The sequence below is a fragment of the Acrocarpospora phusangensis genome (assembly GCF_016862995.1).
GTDB classification, from domain to species: Bacteria; Actinomycetota; Actinomycetes; order Streptosporangiales; family Streptosporangiaceae; genus Acrocarpospora; species Acrocarpospora phusangensis.
The window spans coordinates 59682-75875 of sequence record NZ_BOOA01000023.1; the positions used below are offsets into that span (position 1 = coordinate 59682).

Sequence of the window (16194 nt, forward strand, 5' to 3'; positions counted from 1 at the left end):
GCCCTCGTTGTGCCCTTGCGGCGATCAACTCGACTGATCCAGTGGCGAGCCGACCCGGAGCGCGGGGCCACCAGGCCCGAGCATCGAAAGCGGCGCAGCAGTCATTTCTCCAACCCACATCCATGATGCTGCTAAAAGCTCACCCCGGCCACCTCTTGCCGCCGGACTGGAATCTCGTCCACGTGAACGGCGAGACGTGGTGAAGGAGGAAATCGCGTGCGCGAGCGCTCCGGATTCTCTGGGGGCGGGGAAGCCCCCGCTTCGAGCTCACAGGGCCTACAGGCAGCTCATGCGCGGCTTAAATAGGCATAACGATTACCTGCATTCGCAGACCACAGCTCCGAAAAATTCAGCGTTCGCGCTTCTTTTTTTCTTCGACTGCCTGGGCGATCGGATCACCCAAGGGCCCAAGAGCCGCAGCGACCTCCTTCCACGCATCGATATGAAATATCCACCGCTCTCCTATTCTCGGAACAGCGGCATCCACAATCTCTTGAGCGGATAAGCTTCCGGTGTAATAACCCACGAACAAGGCCCCCCAGTTACGGAAAGAATTTCCATAGCCCCCGTTACCTAGCTCTGATTCTATTAGATCTCTGAGTCCATCAAAGGGAACAGCAATATCGCCAAGCGCGCCTTTGGGGCTAACCTCCAAGAACCAGGAGATCTGCCTTCTTAAATATTCCGAATCGTTCGTGTACCAGATCTCAATGAGACGCCGCTGGAGAGCAGACAAAAGAGACGGGTCTATTTTGGCTTGTCTCACACCCCAACAGAGAGACCAGACATACATATAGGTTACAGGCAGCCCGAGTTGAGAAGAAAGCAGTTCATTGATAATGAGATGCAGACCTTCGGCATGAACGAATGGCTGCCGAGCTGCACGAAACCCTCCAGATACGGGTTTACGGAACGACCTATGCTCCCCCGAATAGGACACGATCATCATAAAGGCCGCCGCTTCAAGCTTCTCTCTTTCCGATGACTCGGAACGAAGCTTCTCTTTAAGCCATTCCCTTGTGACGGCCGTAGTGTCTTCGTTCTCGTCGAGCCGGTAAGAACAGAGAACCCCGAGTACACTCCCTGCTACGGAAACGGAAGGGCTGAAAGCCTGCATCTCATCGAGACAAGCCGAGCGCAAATCTTCTTCATACTTTCCGTTGAAGAGCGCATCTGGAAAGCGTTCCTGTCCTACCATGTCTATATGGGCAAGACAACAATCGATCGCGGTCCTCACAAGAGCAGGGGTCAGAGAAACTTCGTCTTCGAGGCACGAAATTAAGCTGCCTATGTACACGGATTCCGGGAGATCCCGCTGATCATCACCCGATATGCGCGGAATAGATGACTCAATGAGCTCTACGAGCCTATTTATAATCGTAGGACCATTCCTGCGTCCAAGTACAGCAGTGAGTGAAATAACCTCCCTCCAGCTGTCAGATCCGAAGCGGTCGCCAATAATATCGACAACGGACTGATCGGCGATATCGGCCGGCAAGTAGCCAAAGGCAATCGCCGTTGCTGCAAGGTATTCCTGAAATGTAAGGTGCTTAAACTCATACATCTCGCGAATAACGCCGTCTTCGAGACTATGTCCGCTCAAGACGAGTAGGCTGCTTCTTTCCTCTACTCGTTGTATAAACTCTCCGACAGATAGGGTCGCATACGAGAGCTCTTCCGGGAGATCTCTTCTGGCTTCTTTGAAGTATACAGAGAGTTCATGCGACGAAACGCTGGTCTTTCCGGCGTCCATCATTCGGTACGCCGCATAAGCAAGTTGGGGGATAGCTTCCTCTCGTTCGATTGGCTCATGGCCCTCAACGTTCCAAGTCATGAGCAATACGTCGATTGCCTTGTCATACAAAACACTTCGCCTTCTAGGCAGGTGCCCTACCCAACGGCGAACTAGGAGTAGAGTTGTGAGCAAGAGCGGGTTTACAGCTAACCGATAAACTCTGTCAGTCGATATAATTGCCTCGGCAAGCGCGCGTGCTTCTTTCTCCACTCCTGGCATGTCTCGAAGCACTTGGCGGTGCCACAAAACAGTCAGCTGAGAGATGGAATTTGGAGAAAGATGAGCGACAGTGTAGATTTTACAAATCGAGAGGACCGAGGAGGCGACTATTCTGTACCCTGTTTCGCGAGACGTCAGCACTAGTTTGACATTTGGATATGTGGCAAGAAACGTCCTCAACTGACTTACAAATATCTGGCGTTTTGAGCTATCACGAATCTCATCTAAGCCATCCACGAGAAGTAGCAACTTGCCATCTCGAAGGGTTTTCCTTACAGCTTCAATGAAAACTGGAGCGAGCTCTGGCATCTCCGCTTTTGCGGCGAGAGCGCTGATAACTTCAATGATTGGCAGTTCCGCAGCCGCTCCTAGCTGTCGGCATTTAACCACCACCGGAAACCAGTCTTCAGTGGGAAGATCCCAGCTAGGGTCCCGACGCTCTACAGGACGCGCGTAATGGATCGCGAGTCGTTTAAGTAAAGTAGTCTTACCTGATCCCGGCGATCCTAAAATAGCGACACGGGGATGACTATCAAGGATTTGGCGAATAAACTCGTTTGTATCATTTGGGTCCGCCAATTCAAATGAGAGCCTAGGCACTTCGTTTATTTCATCATCAGGATCGATCTCAACTTCATCTTCGCTTCGAGCCCACCTCTGGGCTCTTATCCGCTCTACTCCCCGGTGACTCTTCTCTGGATCCGACAGCGAAAGATCAACATATAGATCTTCCAAATTGAAGGTCCGTGCACCCACCTCGTGGTCAGCCGGCAGGCCTTCAAGTGTGATGTATCCGTACTCCCTTAAGAGGTAGTCGCGATATCTCTGCATTGACTCTTCGCTTGTGAATGCGGCGTCGAAAGCTATCAGCTCATTCACCAAAGGAAGATTGAACCCTTCAATCTTCTGCGCGCTCGCAATCTCATATATTTCACGGCAACTACTTACGGGAAGCGGTCGACCGTCAGCATGCAGAAGGCAAGCATATGTCCGCTGGTGGTTGATTTCAGAATAGGCAAGCCATGCCCATCCTCCCGGATGACCGATAAGTTTGATGCTTACATCAATTCTGTGAGAAATCCCCGCCTTTTCGAGCATTCTGGTAACAGACTCAGTAACCCTTTCTACGGGCACAACCACCCCGCCATTCATTAGCTCTTTGGCGACCTTTTCTCCATCGATAAGCATCACTCGCTTTTCTCTCATATCGCCTTCTTGGGCGATTGCCGATCCCGTAAACCCATTTAAAGCAATAAAATATCCGACTATATTCTTTCCCGACTGCCTGCGTTCAGCATCCAACGCTCCATAGAACTTGTTAATTTCATCTCCACCCGAGGGCGACTTTTTGGCTTTGCATTCAGCAATCAAGAAGACATCTTCATGGCGATGCGTGCCGACAATGTCAATTTCCCTCCCGGACCTAGGTATGTCGTAAGTGAACTCGTCATATCCAAGGCAGTGGAAAAAGTCGCCCGCTAGCCCGGTTAGCACCGTGCCCTTTTCGTTATTGTCTCTCGCAACAAGAGTTATTTGGACCGGCTTCAACTCGGACTCCTAAAGAGTGGTGACCCGTACATTCTGCGACGCGCTTGAGTCGAGCATGCAAAAGTTACTTAGTCGATACTTTCGAAGTTTTGGGCGCGGCCAAATCATCAAATCTGACACGTCTGAAAGCATGGTCTACCGGCAGCTAAGTAACCGCTCGCCCTCCGACCATAAGCGCACCTCTGAATCATGTTGCGCGTGGGCGGTGCGGGCCGCGACCGGCCGAAGAGCCGTAGCGCGGCCCGTGACCGCCCGACGCGCCGGACCGCCGCAGGCGGTCTGGCCTTGATGCTGTAGAGAGAAGTTTCTTCGGATCATGTTCCGGGCTCTTGTTCCGGGCTCTGTCCTGCTTCGGTTGATGCTTGACGTTGCAGCCTCGGTTGATGGTTGACATGATCAATCAGTAGGCGTGCCGGGTGTGCGACTAGCCCCGTTTTCCGCACGTCACCCCGCTCGATCAGCCTTGATGACCGTCGGTGGTGAATCGCCTATAGCGGCTGACCTGCAACGAAGCGCCAAGTGCGGAAACCGGGACTAGCGGCAGAGACTGCGCCTGTCAGCAGGCTCATGCCAAGAAGCCGAGCAACCGTCTGTCGGCAGACGGACCGGCGACAGCTCAGCGTCCTCGATTGGGTGCCCGGCGGAGGCGACGGCCTTCGACGCCAGCGGGGTGGTGACGGAGGCGACCTCCGGTGGGACTGACGGGATCTGGATTCTCGATTTGAACGCCGGGATCATGGGTCTGTACGGCTCGCCGCAGATCCGCCCTGGGAGTCGATCACTTTCAAGGACGGCTTCAGCGTTGCGAGCGTTGAGGACGTTACGTACACGATCAGGCCCGCCGGGATGGCTGGCGAAACGCTGCACTTCCAGAAGTAGCGGAGTAGCCGTGGCGCTTGTTTCAGTCGCCGCCCCAGCGTCGGCAACACCCCCAACTGAGAAGAGCCCGAAACCTACTCGTCCAGACGGTGCCGCATGGCTGCGAGCCGTGGGTGCGGCTCTGGGTGGTTGGCGAACCACCGTCGCTCGAGCCGTGCCCACGGCGCGGCCTATACCACCGTCTGGCGCTTAGCCCAGATCCGCCCCGATGGGCAGAGGACAGTCATCGACCGATCTTCTCCCCATTTCGCCTCGGCGCCGAAAACCTTGGGACTATCCGACTCATACATGCCAAACTCTCCCGCATGGAGATACGAGACGGGCAAGTGGCGGCCGAAGTCGTTAAGTCATTGGATTACCTGATCCAGGAGGCTGGCAACATCCAGGTCACGGGGGGTAAGACCGGCAAGACGCGCTATCTCAACTGGATCGACGCCACCGAGAGTCGACTTCGGCAGCACTTCGCAGAAACTCGCATAGCCGACGACCTACTCACACCGCGGTTTGAGCGAATCGACCGTGACTACAGCTACCCGCCTCCTCTCGGGTTCAACATCGCGCTCCGCGGCGAGGTTGAAAAGCAGAAGAGCCGACTCATCCAGCTAAGAGATGAACTCCAACAACTGATGAAGTGGTCAACCCGTGCGGGAGTGATCGCGATCCTGGACTGCAACGTCTACATGCACTGCATCATGTTTAACGAAATCGATTGGCGCAAGGAATTCGATGAGGATGCTGTTCGGGTTGTGCTGCCAATCGCCGTGATTGACGAGCTCGATAAGATCAAGTATATGGAGCGAGGTAATCGCGGAGATCGTGCGCGAACGGTACTCAAGGTCCTTGACGGATATCTCGACGATCTCCAAACGGATGGCTTTGCACCACTCGGAGCAAAGACGACTCTCGAAATTTTCATGGATGAGCGAAGCCATCAGAGAACTCAAGACGCGGATATCGAGATCGTCAGCAGAGGCGTTCTCTTGCAACAGATCACGGGTGCGCCGGTTCTCGTCGTAAGTAGCGACCGTGGCATGCGGCTCAAGGCCCACGCCCGAGGGTTGAAGCCTTGGGCGGTTCCAGAGCGTCTATTGCTGCCGTCTGCTAAGTAGACTTATCCAGGCGGAAGGCCGGGCAGCATACTAGTACCGTAGGCGCTGAGAACCCCGCCCAAGGCACCGCTGACCACTGGGGAGTTAACAAGCGCGAGGGCGCTCGCACTCCACCTTTGAATCCTGCTCAGGTCAGGATCTTCGCTCGCGGCTTCGTCCTCGATGCGGTCAGCGGTCTCCACCAACTCCTCAGCGTCCCGATCTGTGAGTCCAAGCACTGACCTGGAGAAACACCGCCAAGATCATCCCGTGAATATCCCGTGATCAACGACATGGAGCCGCTCACGACGGCCCACAGCTACATATCCGGGAAATGATCACCAGCCCACCCGACACTCATCCGGCCAGGTCAGACCACGTTTTCCAAGCTAGGCGGAGAGCGTGGGATTCGAACCCACGAGACCGGTCACCCGGCCTAGCGGTTTTCAAGACCGCCGCCATCGTCCACTAGGCGAGCTCTCCTGGTGTGTCTGGAGTGCACTTTAGTGGGTCGGCGGGCAGGGACGCGACCGAGTAGACGATCTCTCCCGCTTCCCAGGAGGAAGCGGGAGAGTGGGAGTCACAGCTGGTCGGGGATTTCGGAGTAGCGGCGTTCGGTGAAGGCCTGGGGGCCGGCGAAGCCGTCGCCGACGGAGGCGGCGAGTTTGAGGAATGCCTGCTGGGTGGCTTCCTGCATGCGGTCGAGGTCGATCTCGGCGCCTTCTTCGAGGTGCGGGTCGTACGGCACGCGGATGACAGCCCGGCAGCGGGCCGCGAAGTGGGCTTCGAGGCGGTTGAGGTCGACGGTGGACTTGGAGCGCGGGCGGACGCTGCACAGGACGACTGAGGCCGCTTTGACCAGGTCTGCGTAGTGGTGGGCTTCGAGCCAGTCGAGGGTGGCGGAGGCGGCGCGGGCACCGTCCACGGACGGGGAGCTGACCAGGACGAGCTGGTCGGCCAGGCCGAGGACGCCGGACATGGCGGAGTGGAGGAGGCCGGTGCCGCAGTCGGTGATGCAGATGGAGTAGAAGTTCTCCAGGACCTGGGAGACCGCCTGGTAGTCGGCGGCCGAGAAGGCCTCGGAGACGGAGGGGTCGCGGTCGGAGCCGAGGATCTCCAGGCGGGACTGGGTCTGCGAGGTGAAGGCGCGGATGTCCACGTAGCGGCGGATCTGGGCGCGTTCGTTGAGCAGGTCCCGGATGGTGGCGGAGGTCTCGAGTTCGACCTTGTCGGAGAGCGTTCCACGGTCGGGGTTGGCGTCGACGGCGATCACGCGGTCGCCGCGTACCTGGGCGAGGGTGGCGCCGAGGCCGACGGTGGTGGTGGTCTTGCCGACTCCGCCCTTGAGGCTGAGTACGGCCACGCGGTGATGGCCGGCGGCGACCGGCGTACGGGCGCGGGCGATGAGGTCGCGGCGGCGCCGGACTTCGGAGGATTCGCCGGGCCTGATGATGCCGGCGGAGGCCTTGTAGATCAGGCGGCGCCAGCCGTTCTCGGGGGCGTTGCGGCGGCCCTTGAGCAGGCTGAGCGGGTCGAGGCTGTCCGCCGTGGGCTTTCCGCCCGAGCGGGACGAGGTACGGGACGGCGTGGCGAACGCGGCGTTCGGCGGCGTGGCGGCCTGGCGGCGCCGGGCCTGGTACGGCTCGCGCTCCCTCTCGGCCGTGTCGCGGTCGTAGCCCGGCCGTTCTGCGAGGTCGTCGCGGAGGGAACCGCTGAAGCGGTCGCCGAACCGGTTCTCCTCGCCGGCGGGGAGGGCGAACGGGCCGCCGGTGTCGCGTAATTCGCGAGATTCCCGGATCTCGCCGGTGTCGCGGCTCTCGTAGCCGTCGTTGCGGTCGCGAGCGTCGCGCTTGTCACGGCCGTCGCGGATATCGCGTACTTCGCCTAGATCGCGGCCCTCACGAAGGTCGCGGGCGTCGCGAAGATCGCGCGGGTCGGGGAAGTTGCCCGTGTTGCCGGAGTCGCGGCCTTCGCGAGATCCGAAAGCATCGTCCCGCGCGCCGAAGGATCCGAAGGGTCCATCCGTGGCACCGGTGTCCTTCGCTCCGAAGGCACCCTCTTTCGGCCCGAAGCCCCCGTCCTGGCCGAAGGCGCTGTCCTGACCAAACGGGCTTTCCTGGCCGAACGGGCTTTCCTGGCCGAACGATCCGCCCTTGGTCCCGAGAGCGCCCTCAGTGGTGCGGAAAGGCCCGGACGAGGTGTCACGCCCCCCGAACGGGTTGTCCTTCACGCCGAAGGGATCGTCCTTGGTGTCGAACGGCCCCTCTTGCGGCCCACCCGACGTGTCCTTCGTCCCGAAAGCGGTCTCCGAGCCGCCGAACCCCCCGGAGCCGAACGCCGAATCGGCGGTCCCATCCTTCCGGAACGGCCCATCCTCCGCCCCGAACGGATTGTCCTTGCCGAACGGCCGGTCCTGGCCGCCGTCGCGCGTGCCGAAGTGGCCGCCGAAACGCTCGGTGGTGTGTTCGTCCCGACCGGTGCCGCCGAGCCGCTCGACCGGGATCGGTCCAGTGAATCGTTCGGATTCGCCGGACTCGGGCTCGGTCACCGGCCGCGCCGGCTCCAGCCATCCGCGGACCGGCTCGTCGCTGGTCTCCTGCTCCTGAGCTCCGCCGAAAGCCCCGACGTTGTACGAATCCGTATCCACCGGCGACTCACCGAACGCCCCGCGGCCCTTGCCGAACGGCTCACCCGGCGGGTTGGTGGGGGCGTCGTCGTCCGCGGGGCTGTCGCCGCCGTACCCGGAATCGGACGAGGTGCGGAAAAGCTGCCCGGGTTCGGACGGGACCGACAGCCACGGGTCCTTCGGATAGGGCGAAGCCTCTTCCGGTGGCGCGGCCGGTGGGCCTACGGGACCTGCGGACGCCAAAGAGGACGCGGTGACCGCGCTTACCGCGATGTCCACCTCGTCCGGCATTTCTTTGATCGCGTCGAGCCAGGCCAGCTGGTCTTCGAGAGAATGGGGATCCTCACGATCGTGTCTTGCCACCGTGTTCCCCCTCGGGATGGGCTAAAGGGGCAGCAACCACATTGAAGGTTAGCGCCCCGTAACACAACCAACGTGACCAACCGTCTAGTTCGCCGCTCCGTTACTTTAGGTGACATGCGAGCCATCATGATTTCGGAGCCCGGCGGGCCGGACGTACTCACCTGGCAGGAAGTCCCCGATCCGGTGCCCGGGCGGGGCGAAGTGGTCGTTGACGTGGTCGCTTCCGCCGTGAACCGGGCCGACCTGTTGCAGCGGCAGGGCTTCTACCCGCCGCCGAAGGGCGCCTCCGAAATCCCCGGGCTGGAATGTTCCGGCGTCATCTCCGAAATCGGGCCGGGCGTGGACGGCCTGAAAGTAGGTGACGAAGTGACCGCGCTGCTGAGCGGCGGCGGGTACGCGCAGCGGGTGGCCGTCCCGTGGCAGCAGATCATGCCCGCCCCGACCGAACTGGCCGACTCGGCGTCGCTGCCGGAGGTCGCCTGCACGGTCTGGTCCAACGTCTTCATGACCGCGCGGCTGCGCAAGGGCGAGACCCTGCTCGTCCACGGCGGCGCGAGCGGCATCGGCACGCTCGCCATCCAGCTGGCGAAGGCGTACGGCTCGCGCGTGATCGTGACCGCGGGGTCGGCCGAGAAGATCGAACGCTGCCTGGCGCTCGGAGCGGATGAAGGAATCAACTACCGAGAAGAGGACTTTTCTACCAGGCGGGCAGACGTGATTCTCGACATCATCGGTGCGAAATACCTCAAACAGAACGTGGACGCGCTGGCTGTCGGGGGGCGCCTCGTGGTGATCGGGTTGCAGGGCGGGACGGTCGGAGAGCTCGATCTCGGCAAGCTGCTCGGCAAGCGGGCGTCGGTGAGCGCGGCGGGGCTGCGGGGGCGGCCGGTGGACGAGAAGGGTGTGATCTGCCGGGGGGTGGCGGAGAACGTGTGGCCGCTGGTGAGCGCCGGTGCGATCAAGCCCGTGATCCACGCCAAGATCCCGATGGAGCACGCGGCGGAGGCGCATCGCATGCTCGAAGACGGGGAGCACGTCGGGAAGATCCTGCTAGTAAGTTGAGAGCTATGAACGCTGAGGAAAGCACCCCGCACGTGGTGGTCGTGGGTCCTGAGGGACTTTCGCTCGGTGGGGACAAGGGGGAACCCGAGGAGCGCTCCATCGCCGACCTGGTCGAACAGCCGGCCAAGGTGATGCGCATCGGCAGCATGATCCGGCAGCTGCTGGAAGAGGTCCGTGCGGCTCCCCTGGACGTGCCGAGCCGCAAACGGCTCAAGGAGATCCATTCCAGCTCGATCAAGGAGCTTGAGGACGGGCTCGCGCCGGAACTCGTGGACGAGCTGGAGCGGTTGTCGCTGCCGTTCACCGAGGACGGGGGCGAGCCGCCGAGCGACGCCGAGCTGCGGGTCGCGCATGCGCAGCTGGTGGGATGGCTGGAAGGTCTGTTCCACGGCATTCAGACCACGCTGTTCGCGCAGCAGATGGCTGCTCGTGCGCAGCTTGAGCAGATGCGGCGGGCGCTGCCCGGTGGCGGCGGCCTGAGCCAGGGCCAGAACGACGAGCACGGCGGCCGCGCCTCCGGCCCTTACCTCTAGAAACCCCATCGGAGCGGACCGGACGTCGGGTTCTCGCCGCACCGGCGCCGGAACCCGGCCGGTCCGCTCTGTCCTTCGGCATGCCCAAGGCATTTGGCATGCCCAAACGCCTGCTCAGGCCCGGTACAGGCGTTCCAGGACCTCCGCTACCCCGTCGTGGTTATTGGTGGCGGTGATGTGGTCCACGGCGGCCAGGACGTCGGGGTGGGCGTTGGCCACGGCGTACGAGGTGCCTGCCCAGGTCAGCATGGGGAGGTCGTTGGGCATGTCGCCGAATGCCACCACCTCCTCGGCTTTGATCTGGTTGCGTACGGCCAGCGCCGCCAATGCCGTGGCCTTTGTCACCCCATGGGCGCTCATCTCCATCAACGCCCGCCCGCTCGAATGCGTCGCAGTTACCAAATCCCCCACAACCGCCTGAACATGTCGATAAAGCTCGTCCGGCCCCATCGTTGGATGGAGGGCGAGCAATTTCGCGCAGGGCTGAGAGATCAGGGTGGCGGGCTCCACCCGTATGCCACCGGCGGCGTCCCGGTCCCAGCCGCCCAATGGAAAGGTGGATTCGTGCGCGAATCCGCCCTCGTACTCCACTGCGTACGTTAATTCGGGTATCTCATATCGGAGGCGTTGTACCGTTTCCGCCAGCGTGGGCTGGTCGATCAGGTGGGACTCGACGATCGCCTCGGTGTGCAGGTCGTAGACCAGGGCGCCGTTCGCGCAGATGGCCAGGCCACGGTGCTGGAGCACGTTCGCGACGGTGTGCATCCAGCGGGGCGGGCGCCCCGTGACGAAGACCAGAGTGGCGCCGGATTGTTCGACAGCCGCGAAGGCGGCGGCGGTACGGGGGGAGATGGTGCCGTCGGAGCGCAGCGCGGTGCCGTCGAGGTCTGTGGCGACCAGACGGGGCGGCCGGGAAGGGCGGTGGTGGAGATGCGGACTGGCCATAACACGTTCCAGTTTGCACTGTGATGCGTCCGCGCCGGACAAGGGGATGTCGGGAGAAGAATTCTCCCCCGGACATGGAACACCCCGGGTCCGCCATAGTGTTAGATGGCATGGCGTTGTATTAGCTGTTCCCGCAAGCGCGAAACCAGTTCGACTGATATGAGCCACCCGGGGAGCTGTGCGACACACCGGGGTGCGCGAGGTGTGTACCCCAAGATTCACTTCCTAGGGAGAGCGTTAATGGCTCAGGGAACCGTCAAGTGGTTCAACGCTGAAAAGGGCTTCGGCTTCATCGCCCCGGACGGCGGCGCGCCGGACGTGTTCGTCCACTTCTCCGCGATTTCGGGTAGCGGATACCGGAACTTGGAAGACGGTCAGCGCGTGGAGTTCGAGGTCACCGAGGGCCCCAAGGGCCCGCAGGCGTCGCAGGTGCGCGCCCTCTAGACCACTCGACAACCACTGGACACACCGAAGGCGGGTCCCCACCGGGGGCCCGCCTTCGGCGTATGTCGCGACAAGTCCTACTTGAGCGGCTCCAGGACGTCGAGGCCCACAAACGGCCGTAGCGCCTTCGGCACCACGACCGAACCGTCCGCCTGCTGGTGGTTCTCCAGGATCGCCACGATCCAGCGTGTGGTCGCCAGGGTGCCGTTCAGGGTCGCCACGTGCTGGGGGCGGCCCTCATCGTCCCGGTAACGCACCTTCAGGCGGCGCGACTGGAACTGTGTGCAGTTGGAGGTCGAGGTCAGCTCCCGGTAGCGGCCCTGGCTCGGGATCCACGCCTCGCAGTCGAACTTCCTGGCCGCGGACATGCCCAGGTCGCCGGCCGCGGTGTCGATCACCCGGTACGGCAGCTCGACCTTGTCCAGCATCTCCTTCTCCCAGGCCAGCAGCCGGCGGTGCTCCTCGGCCGACTCCTCGGGGTGGCAGAAGGAGAACATCTCCACCTTGTCGAACTGGTGCACGCGGATGATGCCGCGGGTGTCCTTCCCGTACGACCCCGCTTCGCGGCGGAAGCAGGAGGACCAGCCGGCGTAGCGGGACGGCAGCGAGCTCTGGTCCAGGATCTCGTCGGCGTGGTAGGCGGCGAGCGGGACCTCGGAGGTGCCGACCAGGTAGAGGTCGTCCTCCGGGAGCTGGTAGATCTCGCTGTCGTGGGCGATCGTGAAGCCGGTACCCTGCATCGACTCCGGCTTCACCAGCACAGGCGTGATCATCGGCGTGAAGCCCGCCTCGATGGCCTGCTGCATGGCCATGTTGAGCAGGCCGAGCTGGAGCCGGGCGCCGACGCCGCGCAGGAAGAAGAAGCGCGAGCCGGAGACCTTCGCGCCGCGCTCCATGTCGATGGCGCCCAGCCGCTCGCCGAGTTCCAGGTGGTCGCGGGGGGTGAAGTCGAACGCGCGGGGCGTGCCGACCTCCTCCAGCACCACGTAGTCGTCCTCACCGCCGTGCGGGGCGCCCTCTTCGACGATGTTGGGCACCGTCATGATCAGCTCGTCGAGTTCGCCGCCGAGCTGCTCGGAGGCCGCCTCGGCGGCCTTCACCTGCGCCGCGAGGTCCTTGGCCCGATCGAGCAGCGCCTGCCGCTCGTCTCCGGACGCGCGCGACACCGACTTGCCGATGCTCTTCTGCTCGGCGCGCAGCGACTCGAACGAGGTCAGCGCGGCGCGTCGGCGTTCGTCGAGCGAGAGCAGCGCGTCGACGATGGAGTCATCCTCGCCACGGGCGCGCTGCGACGCCCGGAGCCGGTCCGGGTCATCACGGAGGGTTCGCAGGTCAATCACAAATCAAAGGCTACAGAGGTACGGCCACCGCCCGCGCACGATATCCACAGGCGCGGGCGATCTTCCGTACTACCCGATGCGGCGGCGCCGGCGCAGGGAGGCGACGGGTTCGGCGTCCACGGGGTTGAGCAGGTCGACGTCACCCTCGAAGGCGTACAGGAGGAGGTCGACCATGCGGAAGGTGTGCCGGTCAGGGCCGAGGATGGGCCGCCAGGACTGGTCGCGGACGATGGAGTGGCGGCTGCCCTCGATGCAGCGGTGGAAGACCTCGGCGACGATGCGCGCGCCCACGCCGTCGAGCAGGCCGTTGTTGAACTCGGCTTCGCGCAGGATGTAGAACCACAGCGGCGTCGCGGCGATCAGCGAAGCGCGTTCGTCGTCGGTGAGGTCGGCCAGGACGACGCCGCCGTTCCCGTCGACGATCTGGTCCGGGGTGAGCGCCCGGAAGCCGAAGAATTCGGCCATCTGCTGGCCGGAGGCCAGTTTGAGCATGTTGGCGCGGATCAGGTTGCGGAACGCCAGGTTGTGGTGGATCTCGGGGACCTGGGCGTTCGGGTCGCCGAAGGAGCCCGCCGGGAGGGCGGCCAGCGGGTCGGCCAGCAGCGTGTCAATGCGTCTGGCCAGGTTGAAGTCCCGCGGCGGGACGACCAGGTCGTCACGGCCGGCTTCGCCGAAGTCGAACAGGCGGCGGAAGTCGGCCACCCAGTTGGTGGGCAGGGGATTCTCCGCGGTCACGAAGCCGCTCGTGCCGGAGAAGGAGAACAGCAGATCGAGGGTGGCGTCGGTGATGCGGCGCGGGTCGGTGCCGTTGCTGTTGAAGACGCTGTTCCACTCGTAGCCGCTCCGGATCATGCTGTGCCCGACCCGGTAGGCGGCCACCGAGAACTCGATCGGCATCGTCGGCGAGTCCCCCGGCAGCAGCCCCTGGTACTGCCCCTCGAAGTAACGCCGCCCGTTGATGAACACCTCGTCCACCACGTCCGGGTTGACGATTCTGGGCAGATGGTCGGTGACGAGCATCCACTGGTAGTGCTTGACCACCATCTCCCGCGTCTTCTCCAGCAGGTACGCCCCCGGCACCCCCGCGTCCGCCAGGTGTTCGGCCACCCGGTTGTGGAACCGGATGAAGGCCAGGTGCAGTTGCGCGACCGCCAGGTTCTCGTCGTTGCGGTGGTCGGGGATGAGGGCGTTGCCCGGCTCGTCCGGCGACGCGGCCCGGCGCGGGAGGTCGAAGCCGTCCAGGCCGTCCAAGCCGGGTGCGGGGGCGGTCCTGCCCATCCGGAGGCGTACGCCGTCGGGTTCGAAGAAGCGGGGGCCGCGGCCGTACAGGGAGTCGAGGTCGAGAGCCGGGGAGCGGCCCTGGATGAGTTCGGGGAGCGTCACGTCGTCGCCGAGGGCGGTCGCGGTGCGGTCCATGGTGAGGTCGTGGTCGACGAACTGCCCGAGGTAGGTGAATCCCGCCCCGAACCTCGCATCCTGCTGTACGGCCTCCGGCGCGGTCATCGCCCGGGCCAGCTTGGCGCACAGGTCGGGATCGAGGACGGTGCCCACCGGGCCGAGCCGGGTGAACCGGAACCGGCGGATCTCCTCGGTGGTGGAGGGCCGCCGCAGCGCCGAGCCCTCGTGCACGCCCTCGCCGACCACGTAGAAATCATCGCGTTTGTGCCTGTGCATCGAGCCGCTCCCCAATCGCACCGATGACCAAGCGGCGAATCAGGCAATGGCCGGGTTTCCCGGGATAACCAGTGGAATCCGTGGAAATCCCAGGAAATCGAACACGCCTTATCGTCGCCTTACAGGGTGACGATAAGGATGTTCAACGGCATGTCAAGCGAGAGCACGTCCCGCGTAATTCCGAATATCGATAAATTCAGATTTGTCCGGCGCGCATCCGGGTCAGCCAGTCGGCGGCCTCGGCGAATTCGGCGTCGCTCGTGCCGGTCCTGATCTGGGTGGGGACCTGGTCGGCCCGCGGGTAGCTGCCCAGGAATCGCAGGTCTCCGCAAATGCGGTGAAGCCCGGAGAGAGCCTCGCCGACGCGGGCGTCCGCGACATGTCCTTCACAGTCGAAATGGAAGAAATATCGGCCGATGCCGTCACCGGTGGGCCGGGATTCGATCCGGCTCAGGTTGATTCCGCGCACCGAGAACTCGCTCAGCATTTCGAGCAGGGCACCGGCGTGGTCGTCCTTCAGGAAAGCCACCATGGAAGTGCGATCCGCGCCGGTCGGCTCCGGCAGCGGGCCGTGCGCGGAGACCTGCACGAACCGGGTGACCGTGTCCGTACGGTCGCCGATGCCCGAGGCGACCTCGGTCAGTCCGTAGAGTTCGCCGGCGATGGCGGGGCTGATGGCCGCGTCGTACGGAGATTCGGGGTTGGAGACCTCCTGGGCCGCGGCGGCGGTGGAGGAGGCGTGGATGACCACGGCCCCCGGGAGTTCCCGCTCGATGAAGTTGCGGCACTGGGTGTGCGCGGCCGGATGGGTGATCAGGCGCTTGATCTGCCGCATCTCGGTGTCCGGCCGGACCAGCAGCGAGAACTCCACCGGCAGCAGCAGTTCGGCGACGATCAGCAGCGGTTCGCCCCAGGCGAACTCGTCGAGGGTCTGGGTGATCGCGCCTTCCAGCGAGTTCTCCAGCGGCACGACCGCGCCGTCGGCCTCGCCACGGCGGACGGCGTCAAGTGCGGCGCCGACGTTGGCGCACGGCAGGCGCTCGGCGTCGGGCGCCAGGATGCGCAGGGCTGCCTCACAGAAGGTGCCCTCTGGGCCCAGGTACGCGAGCTTTGACATACGACCAGGTTAGCGACTCGCGCGAGTGGCGTATGTGAATACTTACCGAGTCCGGCTCGGAAAGCGCAAAGTCGGCTTCGGGAATCCCGACTGCTGGTTGCCGGGGCGTAACCAGGAGCCGCCGGACGCGAGGCTGGCTTCGATCTCCGGGCCCAGGCCCAGGCGGGCGGCCCGCACGGCCTGCTCCTCCTCGGGCGAGAGTTGCTGCTGCTGGCCTTTGCCGCCGCGCACGGGACGGACGTAGGTGCGCGTTTCGGTCCGGCCGTTGATGGAGGTCAGCACGATGCCGTCGCCGAGGCCGTTGATCAGGGCGACCGAGAACGACAGGCGGCCGGTCATCTCCTCCAGGGCGTCGTAGCGGTATACGGCCACGTCGCGGATGGCCTTCGTGTCGACGACCCCTTCGACCGCGGCTCGCCGCGCCAGCACGTCGAGGCACTCCTCGACGGCGCCGCGCGCGTTCCGCAGCGCCAGCAGGCCGATCGCCACTCCGGTGACCCCGGCGAGAAACCCGACAATGACGAGCACGGTAACCAGCACACCACTGAGAGTAACCGCATC

Annotated in this window: 11 protein-coding genes and 1 tRNA gene; 4 read left to right on the forward strand and 8 right to left on the reverse strand. The window is 63.2% G+C overall.

What is annotated here, in order from left to right:
• Positions 1 to 349 precede the first annotated feature (349 nt).
• The gene (locus Aph01nite_RS15955; protein WP_204041661.1) at positions 350 to 3562 is read right to left on the reverse strand and encodes an NACHT domain-containing protein; all 3213 of its coding nucleotides are present in this window, start codon (positions 3560 to 3562) and stop codon (positions 350 to 352) included.
• 1184 nt (positions 3563 to 4746) lie between these two features.
• Here Aph01nite_RS15955 and Aph01nite_RS15960 point away from each other — a divergent pair.
• The gene (locus Aph01nite_RS15960; protein WP_204041662.1) at positions 4747 to 5550 is read left to right on the forward strand and encodes a PIN domain-containing protein; all 804 of its coding nucleotides are present in this window, start codon (positions 4747 to 4749) and stop codon (positions 5548 to 5550) included.
• A gap of 373 nt (positions 5551 to 5923) precedes the next feature.
• Here Aph01nite_RS15960 and Aph01nite_RS15965 read toward each other — a convergent pair.
• A tRNA-Ser gene (locus tag Aph01nite_RS15965) sits at positions 5924 to 6012 on the reverse strand.
• 97 nt (positions 6013 to 6109) lie between these two features.
• A complete protein-coding gene (locus tag Aph01nite_RS15970; protein WP_239161729.1) occupies positions 6110 to 8518 on the reverse strand; it encodes a MinD/ParA family ATP-binding protein in 2409 nt (802 codons plus the stop codon).
• Between the two features lie 114 nt (positions 8519 to 8632).
• Here Aph01nite_RS15970 and Aph01nite_RS15975 point away from each other — a divergent pair, with 114 nt between their 5' ends.
• Together Aph01nite_RS15975 and Aph01nite_RS15980 are read left to right on the forward strand one after the other, a co-directional pair.
• Positions 8633 to 9580 (forward strand): NAD(P)H-quinone oxidoreductase, encoded by a 948-nt coding sequence (locus Aph01nite_RS15975; protein WP_204041663.1) that lies wholly within the window; start codon positions 8633 to 8635, stop codon positions 9578 to 9580.
• 5 nt (positions 9581 to 9585) lie between these two features.
• Positions 9586 to 10113, forward strand: a complete 528-nt coding sequence (locus tag Aph01nite_RS15980; RefSeq protein WP_204041664.1) for a bacterial proteasome activator family protein — start codon at positions 9586 to 9588, stop codon at positions 10111 to 10113.
• A gap of 114 nt (positions 10114 to 10227) precedes the next feature.
• Here the strand turns inward: Aph01nite_RS15980 and Aph01nite_RS15985 are convergent, their stop codons facing one another.
• A complete protein-coding gene (locus Aph01nite_RS15985; RefSeq protein ID WP_204041665.1) occupies positions 10228 to 11058 on the reverse strand; it encodes a Cof-type HAD-IIB family hydrolase in 831 nt (276 codons plus the stop codon).
• A 240-nt stretch (positions 11059 to 11298) separates the two neighbouring features.
• On the opposite strand from Aph01nite_RS15985, the gene Aph01nite_RS15990 reads away from it, so the two are divergent.
• Positions 11299 to 11502 (forward strand): cold-shock protein, encoded by a 204-nt coding sequence (locus Aph01nite_RS15990; protein WP_204041666.1) that lies wholly within the window; start codon positions 11299 to 11301, stop codon positions 11500 to 11502.
• A 77-nt stretch (positions 11503 to 11579) separates the two neighbouring features.
• Here Aph01nite_RS15990 and serS read toward each other — a convergent pair whose 3' ends face one another.
• The 4 genes from serS to Aph01nite_RS16010 all read right to left on the reverse strand — a co-directional run bounded on the left by serS (position 11580) and on the right by Aph01nite_RS16010 (position 16173).
• Positions 11580 to 12842, reverse strand: a complete 1263-nt coding sequence (gene serS / locus Aph01nite_RS15995; RefSeq protein ID WP_204041667.1) for a serine--tRNA ligase — start codon at positions 12840 to 12842, stop codon at positions 11580 to 11582.
• Positions 12843 to 12911: 69 nt separating this feature from the next.
• Positions 12912 to 14516, reverse strand: a complete 1605-nt coding sequence (locus tag Aph01nite_RS16000) for a peroxidase family protein (RefSeq protein ID WP_204041668.1) — start codon at positions 14514 to 14516, stop codon at positions 12912 to 12914.
• 196 nt (positions 14517 to 14712) lie between these two features.
• Complete coding sequence (gene pheA, locus Aph01nite_RS16005) at positions 14713 to 15633, reverse strand: prephenate dehydratase (protein ID WP_204041669.1); 921 nt, start codon at positions 15631 to 15633, stop codon at positions 14713 to 14715.
• A gap of 42 nt (positions 15634 to 15675) precedes the next feature.
• The gene (locus tag Aph01nite_RS16010; protein WP_204041670.1) at positions 15676 to 16173 is read right to left on the reverse strand and encodes a DUF4446 family protein; all 498 of its coding nucleotides are present in this window, start codon (positions 16171 to 16173) and stop codon (positions 15676 to 15678) included.
• Positions 16174 to 16194: the final 21 nt, after the last annotated feature.